This window comes from Roseobacter ponti, from assembly GCF_012932215.1.
Lineage (GTDB): Bacteria > Pseudomonadota > Alphaproteobacteria > Rhodobacterales > Rhodobacteraceae > Roseobacter > Roseobacter ponti.
On the sequence record NZ_CP048788.1, the window covers coordinates 1,642,671 to 1,659,952 of the forward strand.

The following is a 17,282-nucleotide window of genomic DNA, read 5'->3' on the forward strand; positions in this document are numbered from 1 at the left end:
GAAGAAAACTTCCCTTATCAAATCGGCCTAAGCCGTCCAATTGGCGCCGGCGTCAGACAGTCCAACTCTTTAGTGGTCATGGTACGTAGGCAAGAAATTCGTCGTACTCATGGCGTTTAATAGACCAGCGTTTCGCTCCTTGCGGACGCTGGCGTTGGCTGCACGTGGTCAGCAGAAGCCGTTGTTTGGCGCGCGAGATCGCGACGAAGTAAGCTGCGCGTTCCGCTGACGGCTCGCCCCAAAAGGTTTCTTTTTCGACCCCAAGGATGACTACCGTATCGAACTCCAGGCCCTTGCTCTTGTGCACCGACATAATGCGAACAGCGCTGTCACCCGAAAATGAGGCTAGAGCTGTTGATGAGTCCGCTTGGCTCTGCAGCAGCATGTGCGCATGCTCAAGAGTTTGGGCGATGAGCTCATCGCAGCGATCGCCATGCTCATAGTCCGGGGATAAAGAGATGAGACTATCACGCCCAACATTGTCTACCAGTGATATGGCGAGAGCTTGCAAATCGTCCATCTGCCGAAGATCGAGCTCATGCGCCGCAATCTTCTGCTTGGTTTCGTTTACGAAGCGATCCCAGCGCGATCGCAGCTGATATTCGCGTTCCTCGTCATAGCCATGGTTGAAAACAACCAGATCAAGCAAACGACGATAAGCGGAGGGTTGGCGCGAGCCACTTGCGATCAGAAGAAAATCGATGAGTAGGGAGGCGACCGGCTCCGACGCCAAGTCCTGCTTCGTATCTTCTTCCCGAAACGGAATCTCTTCCGCCTCAAAAGCAGCCACGAGACGCCGACAATAAAGACTTTGTTGTTTGCTGACTAGGATCGCAATCTCGGAGGGCTCGATGCCATCGTCGATCAGGTCGCGGATTCGCTCAGCCAAGCCACTGGCTTCGTCATCGTCATCTTCAAATCGAAGAATGCAAATCTCACCCTCGTCGCCAATGATATCGGCATCGTCGAGCGCTGCTGGCGGATCCATCACTTTGACCATCGCATTCTGCATCCGACGGAGCGCCGGCGCGGAACGGAAATTCTGATAGAGATTGCGCGGCAGCGCATCGAAAGCGTCGGCGAAGGTATGGAAGATACCCTCGAGCGCTCCGGCCCAGCCCATGATGCTTTGCTTGGTATCGCCGACAGCCGTCAGGATTGTCGGGGTGTCGCCGAAACTTGCGAGTATCAGGCGATATTGCTCATCCGTGCAGTCTTGAAACTCATCCAGGAAGACATGGCTATAGGTCTGTCGCACCGCATTTCGGGCGACTAGGCTGTCTTCGATGATCTTGCAAGCGAGCGGCACCATGTCGGCGAACGTGATGGACTGGTGCTGCACACGGCGCGGGCCAATCGAATAATCAGGGTTTAGCGCATCGCGTCCGCTCAGCACCGGGCGAAACCGTTCAATGATCCGTTTAGCGAAGGCATGGAAGGTGTAGCTATCGAATCGCGCAGCCAGCCCAGGTCCACAGCGTTTTCGGACGCGTGCCTTGAGATTTTGGCTAGCATCAGTCTTGAACGATATGGCGAGGATCCGGCGAGGGTAACGGCAAGTTCCAGTGCGAAGCAGGAAGTCGGCACGTTGCGCCAACATTTCAGTCTTGCCAGCGCCGGGACCCGCGGTGAGGGCCAAATTGCGCGCAATCTCTGTTGCAGCAGCCAACGCGTTCGGCTCAAGCGTTAAGCCATCCACGGGAGACCATCGTTCCACTGCAATCATTCAGGTAAGCCTTCGAGCTCGGTTTCGACATAGTCGATTAGCGCGGTCATGGCCGCGGGCATGTCCGCAGCAATTTCTGCATCATCAATCGCTGCCATTGCCCGGATATGCCAAGCTGGCTTGCTGCCTAACTTGAAGCGACGGTGGTAGGCATCGAACAGCTGAAGCTGGTCGTCTGTATATTGCCCTGCCACGGTATCGTGTTTTTTGCCGAGGACAGCCTTGAGCGTTGTCTCATCTGGTTCTTCGCGCTCGTCATCTTCAACTCGATAGACTTCGGCGAACGCCTCGATCATCATAAAGTCGAGATCAAGCGGCGACGAAAAGAAGACGCCGCGCTCGTTGAAATACTCGAACCAATCATCGTCATCGATCAAAAGTCCTTGTTCGCTATTCCAAGCTGGGATGGCTGCTATTTCATCTTCGTCAATGCCCGCATTCTCCACGTCGCTATATTTCAGAAGTTGCGTCGCAGCGTACTTGATCCTGCCCCAGCCACCCTGAAAGCGGGCAAGGTCGAGATCAAGCAAAGTCGCGTGCGGGATGCCCAGCCCGTGCAGTAACCGCCAGAAATGGTTGACGTGGCGCCCGCCCAAAGGGACAACCGAAATCGATGCATCATCCGTGAGAACGCCGCGTGCAGCGAGCATCCGCGGCAGGACGACTTCTTCGCTGTCGCCTTCACCCAGAATGACGAAACGGGCAAAGTATAATTCAGGGAAGGCGTGTACGGCTTCACGCACATATTTTGCCGCGTCCACATTTTCCGGGAGAACAACCCGAGCGACGACCGTTCGACGATCGCCGTCTAACCGCAGATAGCGGATAGTCTCAGGGGCGACGCGACGCAAAAGTGATGGGGCGTGCGTAGCCACCAGGGTCTGTGCATTCTGACCGTTTGCAAATTCGGAAATCGCGCGGATTACGCGCCCGAGATAGTGCGGTGAAAGGCTGTTCTCCGGCTCTTCGACCGCGATTAAGGTAAAGATGGCGGGCCGCAGTTTGTCGATGTCGAAAGCTTCTAGTTCACCGGCGAGCACCTTGTCGCCGATCTCGCGCATTGCGAGTACCAGAGAGATATACAGCAAGGATTGCTGACCGTCGCTTAGTCGTGAGAAGTCGACGAGCGCCTCGCCGTGGCCTGGCGTGAAGGTAAGGCTCAGATGGCGGAGAAGCGCGTTGACCTCACTTTGCGCAAAAGAGATTGACGGGTTGGCGAAAAACTCGCCCCTGTGAAGCTGACCCCAGATGTCGGTCAGCGAGTCGCTGATGCCTTCAATGGCGGCGTTCCCACTTAGGGCATCGGTAATTTGCGCTGTAAGATCATTGACCTCAGTGCGCTCGACGCTCCAGTCGGCGGCTCGCAATGCCCGGCCCACTAAGGCGTTGGCGGAGTAAGAGATATGGTCCGATGGATCGCGGCGAGCAGGGAGGTAATGCACCTGAATGGCGTTGCGATCTTGCTTGGAGGCCCGGCTTTCCTCTACGGGCAACCCGTCCTCGTCAGCTTCGGTAACGTAGGTGAAGGTTTCCTCGATATCACCGTCCTGATCGAGGGTTGCTGCCAGCCGGAAGCGGACGCGGACGACCTCGTCATCGTCCACCATGAGCATATGCGCGAAGTTACCCGGCACAGCGGGCATGTCGACGTTTTCCAACTCAAGCTCTGGGAATTCGAAATCGGCCTCGATCCAAAGACTGCGCTCTTCTGGTGCAGCATCGTGCGCCTCGTCGGCGGGGATATGAAAATCGGAGGTTCTGATCCTACGCTGCGCGGGATCGAGACTGAACATCCTTGCCAGCGCCTGCAGCACCGCCGTCTTACCGGCGCCGTTCGGTCCAAGAATGAACGTTGTACTGTCTAACGCGATTTCTGTCTCGATGCCCCCAAAGCATCGGAAGTTGCATGTACGCAAATGTGTGAGCTTCATTGGGCCTTCTCCACTGACAAATCGGACGATCGTGAGTTATTGCAGCGGGTATTCAATGAATCACTTTCTGAAAATGGTCATTTAGAAATCTGCACTCGCGCTCATAATACATTACTTCGAACAAACGGACTGGGGATAGATGCTATCTGAGCCGTATCGAATGGCGGCAATCTAGGAACTACCCTGAAAACTGTTCATTCCGGTTCTTCCGACGAAGCTGTCATGCTTATGCTGGCCGATTATCCTGCATTAGCCCAAATTGGCTTGGGTGCTGGATGTCCGCTTCAAGGAAACTGCAACGCGGCGCTCGATGTCGAGATGGAGGTCCGGTGTGGGCCGCTTGCGAAGAAATCCTTAAAAATTGCGCTCTTATAGGCGTAATTTAGAAAACTCAGCCTTGCGCTTTCGGTCCCACGACCCGAGCCGGCACGCTTCTATTGGGTGATTGCCCTCGCTTGTGTGCACGAACTCGGACGACTTTCCCGTTTGAATAGCGTCTTTCATGTTCGGCTACCCAATGCTCTGTTGGCGTGTTTCGACTTGTAGCGTGAGCCTCTTCAAATCGAAGTCTCGCTTTCTGCTCAGTCAAATGCCGCTCAGCCGCTGGTCCAATTCGAATGGTGACATGAGACTTTAGCGTTTCGGTCATCCAAACCTTGTTAAATTTCCGCGCTGTTTTGATCTGAGATGATGATAGGCTTGAAACCTCTGTCGCAAGCAGATCGTCTTCACGAGCTGCAAGAGCTGCGAAGAGCATAAACCCAATCACCATCTCGTAGGTGAGATGGCCTTTATATTCTTCGAAGTGCTCAACAAACGAATCTTTGTCGGTTAGCAGTCCTGTCCTCATAAGCCCCGCAATAACGACCCGCTCCGGTTGCCAACTGACGTTGTTAAAGTCATGCCGGCCATCTTGCGATTTCGATATCGTCAGCAGGAAAGGCGCATCAAGAAATATTGTATCCGTCATCGCTGAATAAAGACGCACAGTCAGCTTATCGGAAGACCGATTATCAAAGAGGAACCCTCGCTGGTGCCGATTGCTCAGTTCATCCTCATTCAGTGCTGTAATTCCTCTTACAGCACGATCCTCCCACAGTTTGCGGTCGTCGTATTCGATCCAAATAAGGTCACGCGGGAGGTCGACGTCACGGACATAGCCTTGAATGTCGGACTCTGACCTGTTTTCCCATGGCATTCCTTGGATACCCATTCTCAGGGAATCGAGGTAATTCGCTGCATTGTGATCCAGCAAATAAATTCTTGCCGAGGCGAGATCGCTTAAAACTTCTCGCCAGTGCTGACGGACTTCCTCAGACAAGACGGGCTGCCCATCAGTGCCACGCATATTCGCAGGTTGCTCGTTGTCGAGATTTTTTCCGAGTCTTAGAGCGATTGTTTTGTAAAGAATCATAGCATCTGCCAGAGAGCTGAGAGCTGAGAGGGTAGTGTGAGCTGGGTCAAAGCTTACTTCTTGGTCCAACACTCGACTGAAATTGGCCTGCGCTTCAACACTGAAATCTCCGACGCGCGCATCTTGTGAGGCTAGTGTTTGCATTACTGGTAGCTGAATTCCACAGTGTCGGGCAAGGTCCGCTTGACCTTCTTCAGATCTCGTCGGATACTAAATTCGGCCTAGCGCGTAGGCCGGTGTGCCCGCCATGCAAAGCAAAGCAACGCGATTTCGATTTTTTAGGATACCATGCCTTTTGCAGGGTCCGATAAGCAGCGGGCACCTTTTCGGATCCAGTTCGGATATGGATCATGAAACCGAATTACTCACTCAAGAAGCTCAAAGAACTTTCAAAGCGCTACGCACGTGCACGACGGGTCCCTCTACACCAAGGACGCGACATCGTTGCAACGACTCTGGAGTTCTCACACTGGAATGAAGTCATGAAGGCGCATCGAGCAGGTTGGAGCCCAACGAAGGCGCAACTATCGCGCGTAGAAAACATGTTCATAGACTTACTTCCTGCAAATGAATCAAGCCGATCTGAAAGTGGCTCTTACATCGAAGCATTGATTTTCGAAGAGGATGTTCAACACGGTAAGATTGAAGGTCATGAATACCAACTCACTGTTTCATTGGGCGATGTTCATATGTGCGGAACGGGATGGCACCTTCACGTTCCGGAAGCTCCTAACAAGGCACCTCGTCTTGAGATCGCAAAGCAGATCGAACATGAGGCACCCGTTAACGAAGCGCGATTTCAGCATCAGGCACTTGAGATCGCACTCAAACGCGCGGAACAGGAACGTGCCGGCATTGCATCAGATTGGCCGAGACGGACTACAATGCCCGACAAACAAGGAGTTGTCCGCCATCCGATAAACGGTACTGAGGAAAAGATATGGTATTGTCTGCATTGTGACTCATCGATAACCGGTGAACAGATCGCGAACAGCCTTTGGCATTGTCCAAGTTGTGCCGCGTCTCCACTCGATATCCACGAAAATGCTTGGTGGCTGGAAGATTCGGATACTGAAGCTAAGCCGCTTTCGGATGCAGACATTCAAAGGAGACCTGATCTAGTGGTAGATGTCAGAGACACACGGCTGAAATTGGACCTCAATCCGGAGAAAATAACACTGTTGATCCGAAGCGCACTTATTGAAGATGCTTCGAATGCGAGCGAGCGTCTGGGCGCGTTATATGCAGAAATCAACGTTCATGAAGACAATGATGTCTGGATCACCTTTGACGAAGACCTTTGGCCGGAAGGCAAGGACCCAGTATCGGCTCTGGCAGTAGCAGCACTGCTCGGCATAAGGGTTGAGCAAGAAGTTTGTTTGCGTGAGTTGCCTTTTGCTTGGCCTGCGCTGGGCGAGCACACCTTCAGTACCGTTGAGTACACGGAAATTATGCTCAAAGCCTACGCCGACCAGCGGGCAGACAAGCCCATCGAATAATCAAAGCTCACGTGGTTGAAGGCTGCTGGGAATGCTGAGCAGCTTTCAGTTTCAATAGCCAGTTGCAGAATTGATCAATCTCGGCTTTTCAGAAGCTGCACTGCGGCGCAGGAATTAGCACCGAACGTCCGGAACGGGTCGCTTCAAGAAGTTGCTTTTTTCCGGATTGAATCCGCCAGTTGATCTGCCTCCAACATAAGGCGGAAGATCTGGTCTCGTATTTGTAAAAACTGGCTCAGCTCTTCCGGAGCTTTGCTCTGGATGATTTTGTAGTCATCAGGAACTGCATGAGCATGAAGAAACCGCTCCATACGTCCGATGCGTAGATCTTTGTCATCCGAGTTGAGTAGTTCTAAGAAAGTCTTCCAATTCTTCTTTCCCTTCCTCTCGTTGCACGTTCTGCAGCATGGAACTAGGTTGCGGATGCGATGCCCGTAGCCGGAAAATTCACCGTTCGCGACTCGGTTGAAAACATGGTCCCATGTTGCGGCTTCTTTCCCGCAATAGACGCAGTAGAGATCTTCGGTCGGATCTTGGTCGAGGTCATCAATTGCCTCGGCGATAGCAGCTTCCGAATACTCATCATATGGCGCAAGAGCTGAAGCGAATGCGTTCGAAAAAGTACTCTTTCGACCCAAAATTTTGTTCGGCTTCAGGTGTTTCCTTATGCTGGATGCCTTCAAATCAACCTCCCAAACCATTTTTAGTAATACCGTACGACCCGGTGTTTCTTCTTGCAATCGCTCCATTTTTTCACGGAAGGCTCAAACGTGCGCGGAAGCCAACTTGTGGCGAAGCTCCGTTGACCTCCCGGAGTTCTATCCGGAATGGACAACCGCTTTGGGCTGGCACCTGCCATTCAACGCATTCGTCACCATGCTCCACTTAGGGTCAAGACCAGACAGAAAAGCCATTAAATTAAAGTGTCGAAGTGGTCGCTCTGCAGATTTTGGAAAACTTTCGTTGACCAGTGTTGGGTTTCACGCCCGATCCGGGCGTCGGCACTGCCTATTTCTATTGCTGCTTGCAGATTAGTTGAACATTAAAATCCCACCTTGTGATTTTTTAGCGCTTGGGCAAAATCCCAGAATGACAATTCATGATATTTCTTTCGACGCCATTATAGCAGCTTGCGATGAGTACGACGAACTCGGCAAAACCCAGTTTTTACGAAAGTACGGCTTCCGTACCGCCAAGACCTACATGTTGTTTTGGAACGGAAAATTTTATGATTCCAAAGCCATTTTGGGGGCAGCCCACGGTTATATCTCGCCAAATTCACTGCCGCTCAAAAGCGCTGAATTTTCCGGTGGGTTAGCTGAGACTGTGAGTGTTCTGGAATCGCTCGGCTTTGAAGTTGTCTCCGACCCACCACCAAGTAGCAATCCTAACTGGACAGAAGCCGAAGTGGCTTTGGCGATCCAGTTTTATCGTGGCCATGCGCCAAAAATCCCTGGAAAAAGCTCGGATGAATTGATTTCTCTCGCCAACGAAATTCGGACGGCTGCGCGCATGCAGGGTCTACGAGGCAACGAAAAATTCCGCAATGCCGACGGTGTTTACATGCACTTAATGCATTTTCAGCAGCTGGACCCAAACTATTCGGGTTCCGCAATTGGAAAATCGACCGCCTTGGAGGAAAAGATATGGTCGTACTCCGACAAAGAACTTAATCGCGCAGCTGAAGCTGTGCGCACCCGCATCTCTGCATTTGAGAAAACCGGGCAGGTTGAGCAGCGAATTCCCGAACCTAACTCGGCTGTTCTGAAATTGTTGATTGCCAGTTCTGACCCGGTGGAAAGCCAGTTGGGACACACTCTGCATCTATGGCAGGAAGCAAAGCGCAATCAGGGCAAAAGAGCTTCTCTTGGTCGGGAACCAGGACAGATCAAAAATAGTGATGCAGTGAGCGTGATCGAGCAAAGAGTAAGATCAAGCGCCAGCGGATTTGACGAGGTAACGAGCACCAACGAAAGTTACGAGAAGATCGTTATAGATCACCCTGATCGCTTCGCCAATGACGTTATTGCAATCGCGAAAGCTCGTTTGGCGGAATTTGACCTTGCCACACCAACTGATGACCGCGAAGAGCTGGAAGCTAAGATCAAAGAAATTATCTTACGACCTTACATGATTAGTGAGCCGCCAGCTGGAAATCCAACACCTCGGCGGGAAGTGTCAGCAGGCTTTGTATATGTGCGTGATCCAAGGGTAGTTGCCTACACTCGAGTCAGAGCGAATGGCATTTGCGAACTATGCGCACAGCCAGCACCCTTTAAGCGGCCAGATGGCTCGCATTATCTTGAAACCCACCATGTGGTGCCGCTGGCGGAAAACGGTCCAGATACTCCCCAGAATTGCGCTGGAGTATGTCCTAACTGCCATAGGGCTTTGCATTCAGCTGAAAACAAAGACCATCTCGCCAAAACTCTGATGAAAAAACTGGCGAGTATATAGTCCTGCCGTAATAGCACTCATTAATCCTACCCAAAGTTTACGGCCGCTATCCTTCCATAGTGCTAAATTTAATAGCTTGCTTGAAAGGAAACTTTGAGCTCCTCTCGGCGAATTGAACTGAGTGATCTTTGGAAGATCGTGCTAATAGTGCTGCCTCAGTATGTTTCTGGCTTTTGTCTGCTAGCTGAAGCGAAGCCGCTGATCCGCCCAAGCATACGGAAACGGCTCCATCACCCGGGCCAGCGTCACCTCACGATCTTGCTTCCCTTCTAGGGTAGCTTCGATGGTTGTGGGCGCGAGTAGTGTCAATCGGAGAACGCGCGTCATATAGGACGGAGCGATGGCCTCGCGCTGCGCCAGTTCGCCAATGGTTGTGAACTCGCCAGTGTCCAGCATTCGCTTCCAACGAAAAGCACGAGCCAGCGCCTTGATCAACTTGTCGTCTATACCACTTTGGCTGGACGCCCCGTTCGGCAACTGCATCTCCTTGCGGCCGCCGCGCTTCACGAAGCGAAACGGGATGTGCACTGTCACGGTTTCCGGAATTGACTTTGCGCGGGTCATGGAAATGCTCCGTGATCAGTCATCAGTTCTTGCGCCAAGCCGGTCAGACCGTCAATCCGGAGGCGAACATCAAGACCATCGGTGTCGATATCAATCCGCTCGACCAGCAGCGCCACGATGCGCGCCTGCTCAGCTGGGAAGAGTTCGTCCCACAGCTGGTCGAACTGCTGAAAGGCCGCGCTGGCGTCGGCCTCAGGGATGTCGGCGGCATGGAGGCACGCCGCCTTCCACGCCCCTGCGATTATATCGGGCTGGCGGAACACGGCACGCAGCTGGTCGGTCACGGCCGCCTCGATCTCGCCCGCTGGAACGCGAGACACCGGGCAGGATCCGGCACCGTGCTTTAGCACCGTCTGGCTGACATAGTATCTGTAGAGCTTGCCGCCCTTGCGCGTATGGGTCGGCGAGAACGCCGCGCCATCTGGGCCGTACAGCAATCCCTTAAGAAGGGCAGGAGTGTCTGCACGGGTGCGCGCCGCGCGCTTACGGGGGCTTTCACTCAGGATGGTGTGAACCTTTTCCCAAATGTCGTCGCCGACAATGGCGTCATGTTCACCAGGATAAGGTGTTCCCTTATAAACAGCGTCACCGATATAGACCCGGTTGTTAAGCAGTCGGTAGAGATATTTCTTGTCAATCTTCCCGCCGCGTCTTGTCCGGATTTCCTTTTTATCCAGTTCGCGCGCCAGAATAGTTCCAGACCCGATCTCAACAAAGCGGCTGAATATCCACCGCACATGCGCAGCTTCACTCTCGTGTACGATTAATTTTCGGTGTTTCACTGCGTAACCAAGCGGAGGCGTACCACCCATCCACATGCCTTTCTTGCGGCTGGCGGCAAACTTGTCCCGAATACGCTCTGCCGTTACTTCGCGCTCGAACTGTGCAAAGCTGAGCAGAATGTTCAGCGTCAGTCGCCCCATGGATGTCGTCGTGTTGAAGGATTGCGTAACGGAGACGAATGTCACACCGTTCCGGTCAAAAACCTCGACCAGCCTGGAAAAGTCCATGAGCGAGCGCGACAGGCGGTCGATCTTGTAAACGACAACCACGTCGACCAGGCCATCCTCGACATCGGCAAGCAGCCGTTTTAGTCCGGGGCGTTCCAGTGTACCGCCGGAAATACCACCGTCGTCGTACCGGTCGTAGACCTGCACCCAGCCTTCGGAACGCTGGCTGGCGACGTAAGCTTCGCAGGCCTCGCGCTGGGCGTCGAGGCTGTTGAACTCCTGCTCGAGCCCTTCCTCCGAGGATTTGCGGGTATAAACGGCACAGCGCAGCTTCCTGACGATACGTTCTGTCATGCGCGTCTCCTCAGGTTCTTCAGGCCGAAGAACACCCAACCGTTCCAGCGCGTGCCGGTGATGGCGCGGGCTATGGCCGATAGCGACTTGTAGGGCCGCCCCTGCCACTCGAAGCCGTCGGCGGTGACCGTCACCAGATACTCAACACCCTGCCACTCTCGGATCAGGCGGGTGCCTGTGATGGGCTTCAAATCCTTGCGAATGCGACGTGTCGTGATGTTGCCGCCGTCGAGCTGCTCGCCCAGCGCTTCCAGTCGTTTGATGGTTTCCGGCTTCAAGCCGCCGTAGGCCAGTTCCTGAATGCGGTAGGCCAGTCGGGATTCAAGGTAGCGCCGGTTGAAGGGCGGCGGTTCGCTGTCGAACAGATCGCGCCACTGGGCTTTCAGATCTGGCGTCGAGGTGGTTTTGAGCGCAGCCAGGCGCGCGGGGATGGTATCAGTCATTCGGATCTCCGTACTTCGGGAGTTGCATGACTGCTCCGGCTGGCCGAGTTGTGAAGCGAACTTTCTCCCGTTTTGGCGGATACTTCACTTGACTGGCGAAGACGAAGGCGTGCCAACCCGCGCGCCAGGAGAGCGCAGAGTTCTGAACGGCGCTCAGTTGGTGTCATTTGTTTGGGAGGTAACGGGTTCATGACATTGCCGCCCCGGTCCGAGGCCCTCTGCGGATAGCTACCCCTTTCCAGCCTCGCGCGCCGCTAACTTTTGTCGATTGAAAGCCCGCCTCACGTAACCGCTCACCAAAGCTCTTCGAAGACCCGAACTCGTGCCCGCGTTCGTTTGCCCAGGCGGACCAGCTCTTGAAAAGATCGACGGATTTAGCTGCAAAGCCCGTGCCGGTTTTACAGCAGTCTTCAAGCCACTGATCGAGAATATCTTCGTCCTGAAAGTACTCCTCTGTCGACCGTGTGACCTTGTCCGGAGTTGTTAGGCCTACTCTCTGCCATTCACGTGTGCCCTCCAGTAGCCAGGTCAGGATGCCGTCGGCCTCGCCTCGCAGCCTCTCTGACAATGCCCTGTCCTGCTTCTTCGCAGAGATCGTGACTTCGAAAGGGACAAGATGTAGGCGCCGGCGCATCGCAGCACCAACACGCGAGAGGGAGGGTCGGTGATTGCCCGAGAAGATGATCTTGTACTGCGGCCGATCCTCGAAGTGGTCCTTGTAGAGTCGCCGAACCTTTATGGGATCACCACCGGTAATCGCCTTCAGGCGGCTCTCTGCCCAGCGGGTGCCGGACTCCAGTTCTGAGACAGTGACAAGCCGCTTACCACGAAGATCTGCCAAGTCCGCGGTGTGACGATCGGCTGAAGCGGCCATGAACGTATCGGCCGCGGCGGTGCCGGCGTAGTCTCCCAAGGCATAACTAACGGCTTCCAGAAGCTTGGATTTGCCATTTGCACCGGAGCCATGAAAAAAGGCGAAGATCTGCTCGATTTGCTGGCCGGTGACTGCATAGCCGAAGAGCCGCTGGAGATACGCGATCATGGCTTCGTCACCATTGGTAATCTCTCTTAGAAAAGCATTGAAGCGGGGAGCTGAGCCGTTGAACGATCCGCGGGTGATCTGGCTCAAAAGAAGAGAAGGGTCGTGTGCAAGGGTCTCTCGTGTCCTTAGGTCCACCACGCCCGCCGGCGTATTGAGCAACATCGGATGGGAGTCAAAGTCTCCTACGAGTGCCGTAACCATAGGATCAGATGCGATGATCCGCTCGACGGCGGAGATTGTGCGGGCACTCGCTATGCGCTGGGCGGTTGTCTTTCGTTTTGCGGTCAGTGAAACCGTCCGGCAGGTCCGGCGGATCGACTCTCGGATCAGGTTGGTTTCGTCAGGGGCCCAGCGCCGGCCGTCCCAATGAAACCATTGCCCAAGGCTTCGGACGCATTTCCAGTTCTCCCCATCTACCGCTACAAATTCCGCGGCGAGAGCATCGTCGCTGAACTCAGGTGCGCCATGGCCGGCGGCAGACAGAGCACGGCGCGGCATCGGTCCATTGTTCTCGATATCGCGGTCTAGGAGCCTGTTAAATTCCTGGTCGATCCGGGCGCCCGGCCATGGTGGCGAGATGCATGCTTGATTGTGGTCGTGAACTGCGGAACGAGCTTGCTCAAGTGTACAGTTCCCGGTGCGGGCATTTCGAATCCAGTGACCGATGACCTTTGTCATGGCGTCATGGCGCGTGACACCGTCTAGTCCGCCTTCGCGGATTTTCGCCGTCATAAGGTGGCGGACGTCTGCATCACCGTTTCCTGGAGAGCGCTGGGCAGCCAGACCTTCTGTCATTTGACCGAGAGCCGGCATTCGGTCGAGCGATTCAGCCATGGCCTTTAGGTTATACTCGTTACTGGTATTGCTCAGGATCCGCACTGGTTGCTTTAGGCCATTCTTTCCGTGAACGCTGCCGGGCACACGGATGGGCTGATGCAGGCTTGCGAAGCTGGTGTCTGCCCCGGTCTTCTCGGCAAGTAGTCGACGCGCATCTGCAACCAAATTGAGATCATTTCCCGATGCAACGGACTTAAGACGCCAGTACGCATGAAGCTTGGGGTGGCCTTGGTCGGTCGTTCCGCCGGAAGTCACCACGAGCGAAGGTGCGCCGATATGTGCTGTCAGATGGTCCAGGACCTCGGCAGGCTCGCCATCATCGATGTCGATGAGAACGACCGCTGTCTGGGCCACATCTGAAGATCTTGCCCGGCCCTTCTGGGCGACGGTGGCTGGTACGGCGCAGAGCGCGAAAGAGCCATTTGCCGCTTTTGGTGCCAGACGGACAAGCTCTTGAGCAGCGTTTTCGACGCGGGGAAAGAACGACTGTGGAGAACGTTTTTCAGATCCCTTTTCAGACAACAGGCGGACCGGAACAAAGCCATCCAGGCCGTCGAACACAATAGCGACAAAGGCCTCAATTGCTGCGGGTTCGATGTGTGGGGTGTCTTTGTCTGGACTTGCAGGCACGGCGGCTTCAGTCCTCCTTGCCTGTGGACGTGAGCGCGTCTTCATGCGCGATGATGTCGTCGATTAAGTAGAAAACAGTCGAACCGATGCGGATGTGACGTGGCATTTTGCCGGAAGCGCGCCACCGCTGGATTGTACGGCGCGACTTGCTCCAACGTTCCGCGACCCGGGACTCCCGGATGAGCTGCTTGAGCTGTTCCTTCTGCTGTTCTCTGTCCGTCATTGTGCGTCACTTCGGTTGATTGACGTCCAAAGGGTGCCAGCTCTGGACAGTTCCGCCTAATTTGAACACTCTTGTGCAGAGAAACTCTGTGCAGAAATTTTTAAGTGAATGAAAAGTATTGAAAAAAACGGGAATTTGAACGATGGGAAATCCGAGGAGGGCGGAAAATCTGGCCAGGATAGCAGCGCCCGAAGTAATGCAAGCTGCTATTTCGACGATGGGCCGCCCCCGTGGCAAAGTCTCCATCCGCAAAAGGGAGTCCCGTGCTGGGAGGCTCTCTTTCATTTCGTTAACCTAAGTACAGCCCAGACTCTCTTTGAGTTGGATTTGCAGGGCTACGGAGATCCGAATCTTCTATCTCCGTCTGCCTCTCCTGCCGATAAAGACGAGTTTCGATTGAAGGCGCGACATCTCAGGAGACTGGAAAAGGATTTGTCAGACGGTCTCTTCCGTATGCTCAGATCAGGCAAGCTTGTTGCGAAGGGTTTTTCCCACTCTTCCGCATTGGACGCGCCGCGGCAGGCAATAGATCCTGAACGATGGGACCACCTCGAGCTCGATCTGCGAAACTCGACTGCAGTCGGAGGAGGCTCGGAGATTGTATCGATCCTGATATTTGATCCGAACTTGAAGCCCAAGAGTCCGAGAGCTTCGGCCGCCCGTGTAAGCCCCGACCAATTGCGCAGATGGTACGTCAACCGCGTTAAAGAATGGCAAGGCCACGTTCGTCATCCTAGTCGGGCCGAAGATGTCGCAGCGGCGAAAGCGGAATTTGGACAAGACATGGTGACGAATAGGCAGGTCTGGCCCCTTCGCGATGAATTGGCGCCGGATTCTTGGAAAAGAAAAACAAGGCCACGAAATACATCAGACGTAAAATCTACTAAGGACAGATAGGACAGATAGGACAGGTTGTTCCGAACTTTATCCCATTTAAGCATCTCCCCTTCTTTTTTAGCTTTTTTTCTATCTATCTGTCCCATCTGTCCCATTTGTCCGGCCACTCATAAGTAAGAGGTAGTGGAGTATCATTGTCATGAGTTGTCGCGACTTTACCTAAAATGACGCGATTACAAGGATTTATGGGTCATATATAATGTTTCGGAAGAAGCTGCACTTTATCGTGCGTTATGTACGCATCTGGAGGAGCTATCCCAAACATGCAATTGAAATCCAACGATGATACCAAGCGGGAAAAGGCTTACTCAACGCTCAGGGTTGACACGCGGCCTGTCTGCGATCTTTTTCCGTACGCGCGCAACGCCCGAACCCACTGCGACAACCAGGTTGCGCAGCTTGCGGCTTCAATCAAAGAGTATGGCTTTACCAATCCTGTCCTCGTCGACGGCGACAACGGCATCATCGCCGGGCATGGTCGTGTCATGGCAGCCCGGGCGCTGGGCCTTGAGAGTGTGCCGGTCATTGAACTGGCCCATCTCACCGACGTTCAGAAACGCGCATATATCCTGGCCGATAACAAACTGGCCGAGCGGGCAGGGTGGGACAAGGAGCTCCTCGCACTCGAGGTTGGCGATCTGGCCGATCTCGGCGTTGATCCTCTGGCGCTGGGCTTTGAGGCCGGTGAGATCGACGCACTTCTGCAGCAGCTGGGTCCGGATCCAACCGAGAACGAAATCCCGCCGGTGCCTCAACATCCGGTGGCCTGTTCCGGTGATATCTGGCTTCTTGGATCTCATCGACTTCTTTGCGGTGATGCTACTGATCCGGTCGCCGTCGACTTGCTGCTGGCGGGTGTCAAACCGCATCTCATGGTGACGGATCCGCCCTACGGTGTGAAGTACGATCCCTCCTGGCGGAACGCAGCAGGGGCTTCGGAAACCAAGCGTGTCGGCAAGGTTCTGAACGACGATCGTGCAGACTGGCGCGAGGCCTGGGAGCTGTTCCCCGGCGATGTGGCTTACGTCTGGCATGGTGCTCTGCATGCCACGACGGTGGCGGACAGCCTGTTGGCCGCGGGATTTGATATCCGGTCTCAGATCATCTGGGCGAAAGAGCGCCTTGTACTCAGCCGCGGTGACTATCACTGGCAGCACGAACCCTGCTGGTATGCGGTGAAGCACAAGGCTAAGGGCCACTGGTCGGGTGACCGAAAACAGACGACGCTCTGGCAGATTCAGACGCAGGGCCAAGATGCTGAGACGATCCACGGTACGCAGAAACCTGTCGAATGCATGCGCCGGCCGATGCTGAACAACTCGAGCATCGGTCAGGTCGTATATGAGCCATTCTCGGGATCGGGCACCACGATCATTGCGGCGGAAACCACGGGCCGGCTGTGCTGTGCCATGGAACTTGGTCCCGCCTACGTCGACGTGGCTGTAAAACGCTGGCAAGCCTTCACAGAAGAAGACGCGACCCTCGAGAATGATGGCCGCACATTCGCTGAAATTGCCCAAGACCGAGGCAACGTTTGAATGATAGTATGAGCAAAGCCCCCCCGGGGGGTAAATCCTTGGGAAGCGTTAAGTAGGGACCGGCGTGGGGAGATATCTTTTGAGAGTCGCGAAATTGGCAAGGGGGTATCCCCTGCATGCCGCAGAAAATATAACTTAAAACCAAATGGATACGTTGCTTGCGTCGGCAATTTCCCGGCAGATCAGTCGACAAACTCAATAGCTGTAATTGCTGGACCCGGGGGCAATAGACGAGAGGACAAAATCTATGAGAGGACGCAAACCCAAACCCACGGCCTTGAAAATAGTACAGGGAAATCCTGGGCGGCGGCCGCTGAACGGGCGAGAGCCAAAACCGCCTGCAGCAATGCCGACGTGTCCGTCGCACCTTTCACCGACAGCTAAAACGGAATGGAAACGCCTTGCCCGTGTGCTCAATCAGATCGGCCTGCTCACTCAGATCGACCGGACGGTACTTGCGGGCTACTGTCAGTCATACGGCCGTTGGGTCGAAGCTGAAAAGAAGCTTCAGGAAACACCAACGCTGCTCAAAACACCGGCTGGCTACATCCAGACATCCCCGTGGCTGACGATTTCAAATAAACAAATGGAGTTGATGGTGAAATATATGGCTGAGCTCGGCCTGACGCCATCCTCGCGGACGCGGCTTGCAGTAAACATTCCTTCAGAAGAAGAATTAGAAAGAAAAAAGATTGAGGATACTTACTTCAGCTGATCTGAACATAGCTGACCGATTTTACATCGAGCCTTGAGCCAAATTGCTGACAAGATTTCATG

The 17,282-nt window shown here is 54.3% G+C and carries 12 protein-coding genes and 1 pseudogene; 4 read left to right on the plus strand and 9 right to left on the minus strand.

Translation table 11 applies throughout. The features are described from left to right. Positions 1-76 precede the first annotated feature (76 nt). From G3256_RS07925 to G3256_RS07935, 3 genes are all read right to left on the minus strand, one after another. Entirely contained in the window at positions 77-1,726 is a 1,650-nt protein-coding gene (locus G3256_RS07925; protein ID WP_169640303.1) for a UvrD-helicase domain-containing protein, read from the minus strand. Beyond that, a complete protein-coding gene (locus G3256_RS07930) occupies positions 1,723-3,657 on the minus strand; it encodes an ATP-dependent nuclease (protein ID WP_169640304.1) in 1,935 nt (644 codons plus the stop codon). Before G3256_RS07930 ends, G3256_RS07925 begins: the two co-directional genes overlap by 4 nt. Positions 3,658-4,048: 391 nt before the next feature. Further along, entirely contained in the window at positions 4,049-5,215 is a 1,167-nt protein-coding gene (locus G3256_RS07935) for a hypothetical protein (RefSeq protein WP_169640305.1), read from the minus strand. Between the two features lie 206 nt (positions 5,216-5,421). On the opposite strand from G3256_RS07935, the gene G3256_RS19145 reads away from it, so the two are divergent. Continuing rightward, entirely contained in the window at positions 5,422-6,570 is a 1,149-nt protein-coding gene (locus tag G3256_RS19145) for a P-loop NTPase family protein (protein WP_206040803.1), read from the plus strand. Between the two features lie 143 nt (positions 6,571-6,713). Here G3256_RS19145 and G3256_RS07945 read toward each other — a convergent pair whose 3' ends face one another. Further along, the gene (locus tag G3256_RS07945) at positions 6,714-7,310 is read right to left on the minus strand and encodes an HNH endonuclease (protein ID WP_169640306.1); all 597 of its coding nucleotides are present in this window, start codon (positions 7,308-7,310) and stop codon (positions 6,714-6,716) included. Positions 7,311-7,659: 349 nt separating this feature from the next. On the opposite strand from G3256_RS07945, the gene G3256_RS07950 reads away from it, so the two are divergent. Further along, positions 7,660-9,027, plus strand: a complete 1,368-nt coding sequence (locus tag G3256_RS07950) for an HNH endonuclease (RefSeq protein WP_169640307.1) — start codon at positions 7,660-7,662, stop codon at positions 9,025-9,027. Between the two features lie 180 nt (positions 9,028-9,207). Here the strand turns inward: G3256_RS07950 and G3256_RS07955 are convergent, their stop codons facing one another. The 5 genes and pseudogenes from G3256_RS07955 to G3256_RS07975 all read right to left on the minus strand — a co-directional run bounded on the left by G3256_RS07955 (position 9,208) and on the right by G3256_RS07975 (position 14,070). Further along, entirely contained in the window at positions 9,208-9,591 is a 384-nt protein-coding gene (locus tag G3256_RS07955) for a hypothetical protein (RefSeq protein ID WP_169640308.1), read from the minus strand. Further along, on the minus strand, positions 9,588-10,895 hold the full coding sequence (locus tag G3256_RS07960) for a recombinase family protein (protein WP_169640309.1): 1,308 nt from the start codon (positions 10,893-10,895) through the stop codon (positions 9,588-9,590). The genes G3256_RS07955 and G3256_RS07960 overlap by 4 nt, the downstream gene beginning before the upstream one ends. Beyond that, positions 10,892-11,338, minus strand: coding sequence for a DUF2924 domain-containing protein (locus tag G3256_RS07965; protein WP_169640310.1), 447 nt, complete (start codon positions 11,336-11,338; stop codon positions 10,892-10,894). The genes G3256_RS07960 and G3256_RS07965 overlap by 4 nt, the downstream gene beginning before the upstream one ends. Before the next feature lie 187 nt (positions 11,339-11,525). Continuing rightward, a pseudogene (locus G3256_RS19400) lies at positions 11,526-12,746 on the minus strand (phage/plasmid primase, P4 family); the annotation flags it as partial. 1,108 nt (positions 12,747-13,854) lie between these two features. Further along, positions 13,855-14,070, minus strand: a complete 216-nt coding sequence (locus tag G3256_RS07975) for a helix-turn-helix transcriptional regulator (RefSeq protein ID WP_169640312.1) — start codon at positions 14,068-14,070, stop codon at positions 13,855-13,857. A 1,160-nt stretch (positions 14,071-15,230) separates the two neighbouring features. Here G3256_RS07975 and G3256_RS07980 point away from each other — a divergent pair. Together G3256_RS07980 and G3256_RS07985 are read left to right on the plus strand one after the other, a co-directional pair. Beyond that, positions 15,231-16,505, plus strand: coding sequence for a site-specific DNA-methyltransferase (locus tag G3256_RS07980; RefSeq protein ID WP_169640313.1), 1,275 nt, complete (start codon positions 15,231-15,233; stop codon positions 16,503-16,505). A gap of 247 nt (positions 16,506-16,752) precedes the next feature. Beyond that, positions 16,753-17,220 carry a phage terminase small subunit P27 family gene (locus G3256_RS07985; RefSeq protein ID WP_169640314.1) on the plus strand — a complete coding sequence of 156 codons (468 nt, stop codon included), beginning with the start codon at positions 16,753-16,755 and terminating at the stop codon, positions 17,218-17,220. Positions 17,221-17,282 lie beyond the last annotated feature (62 nt).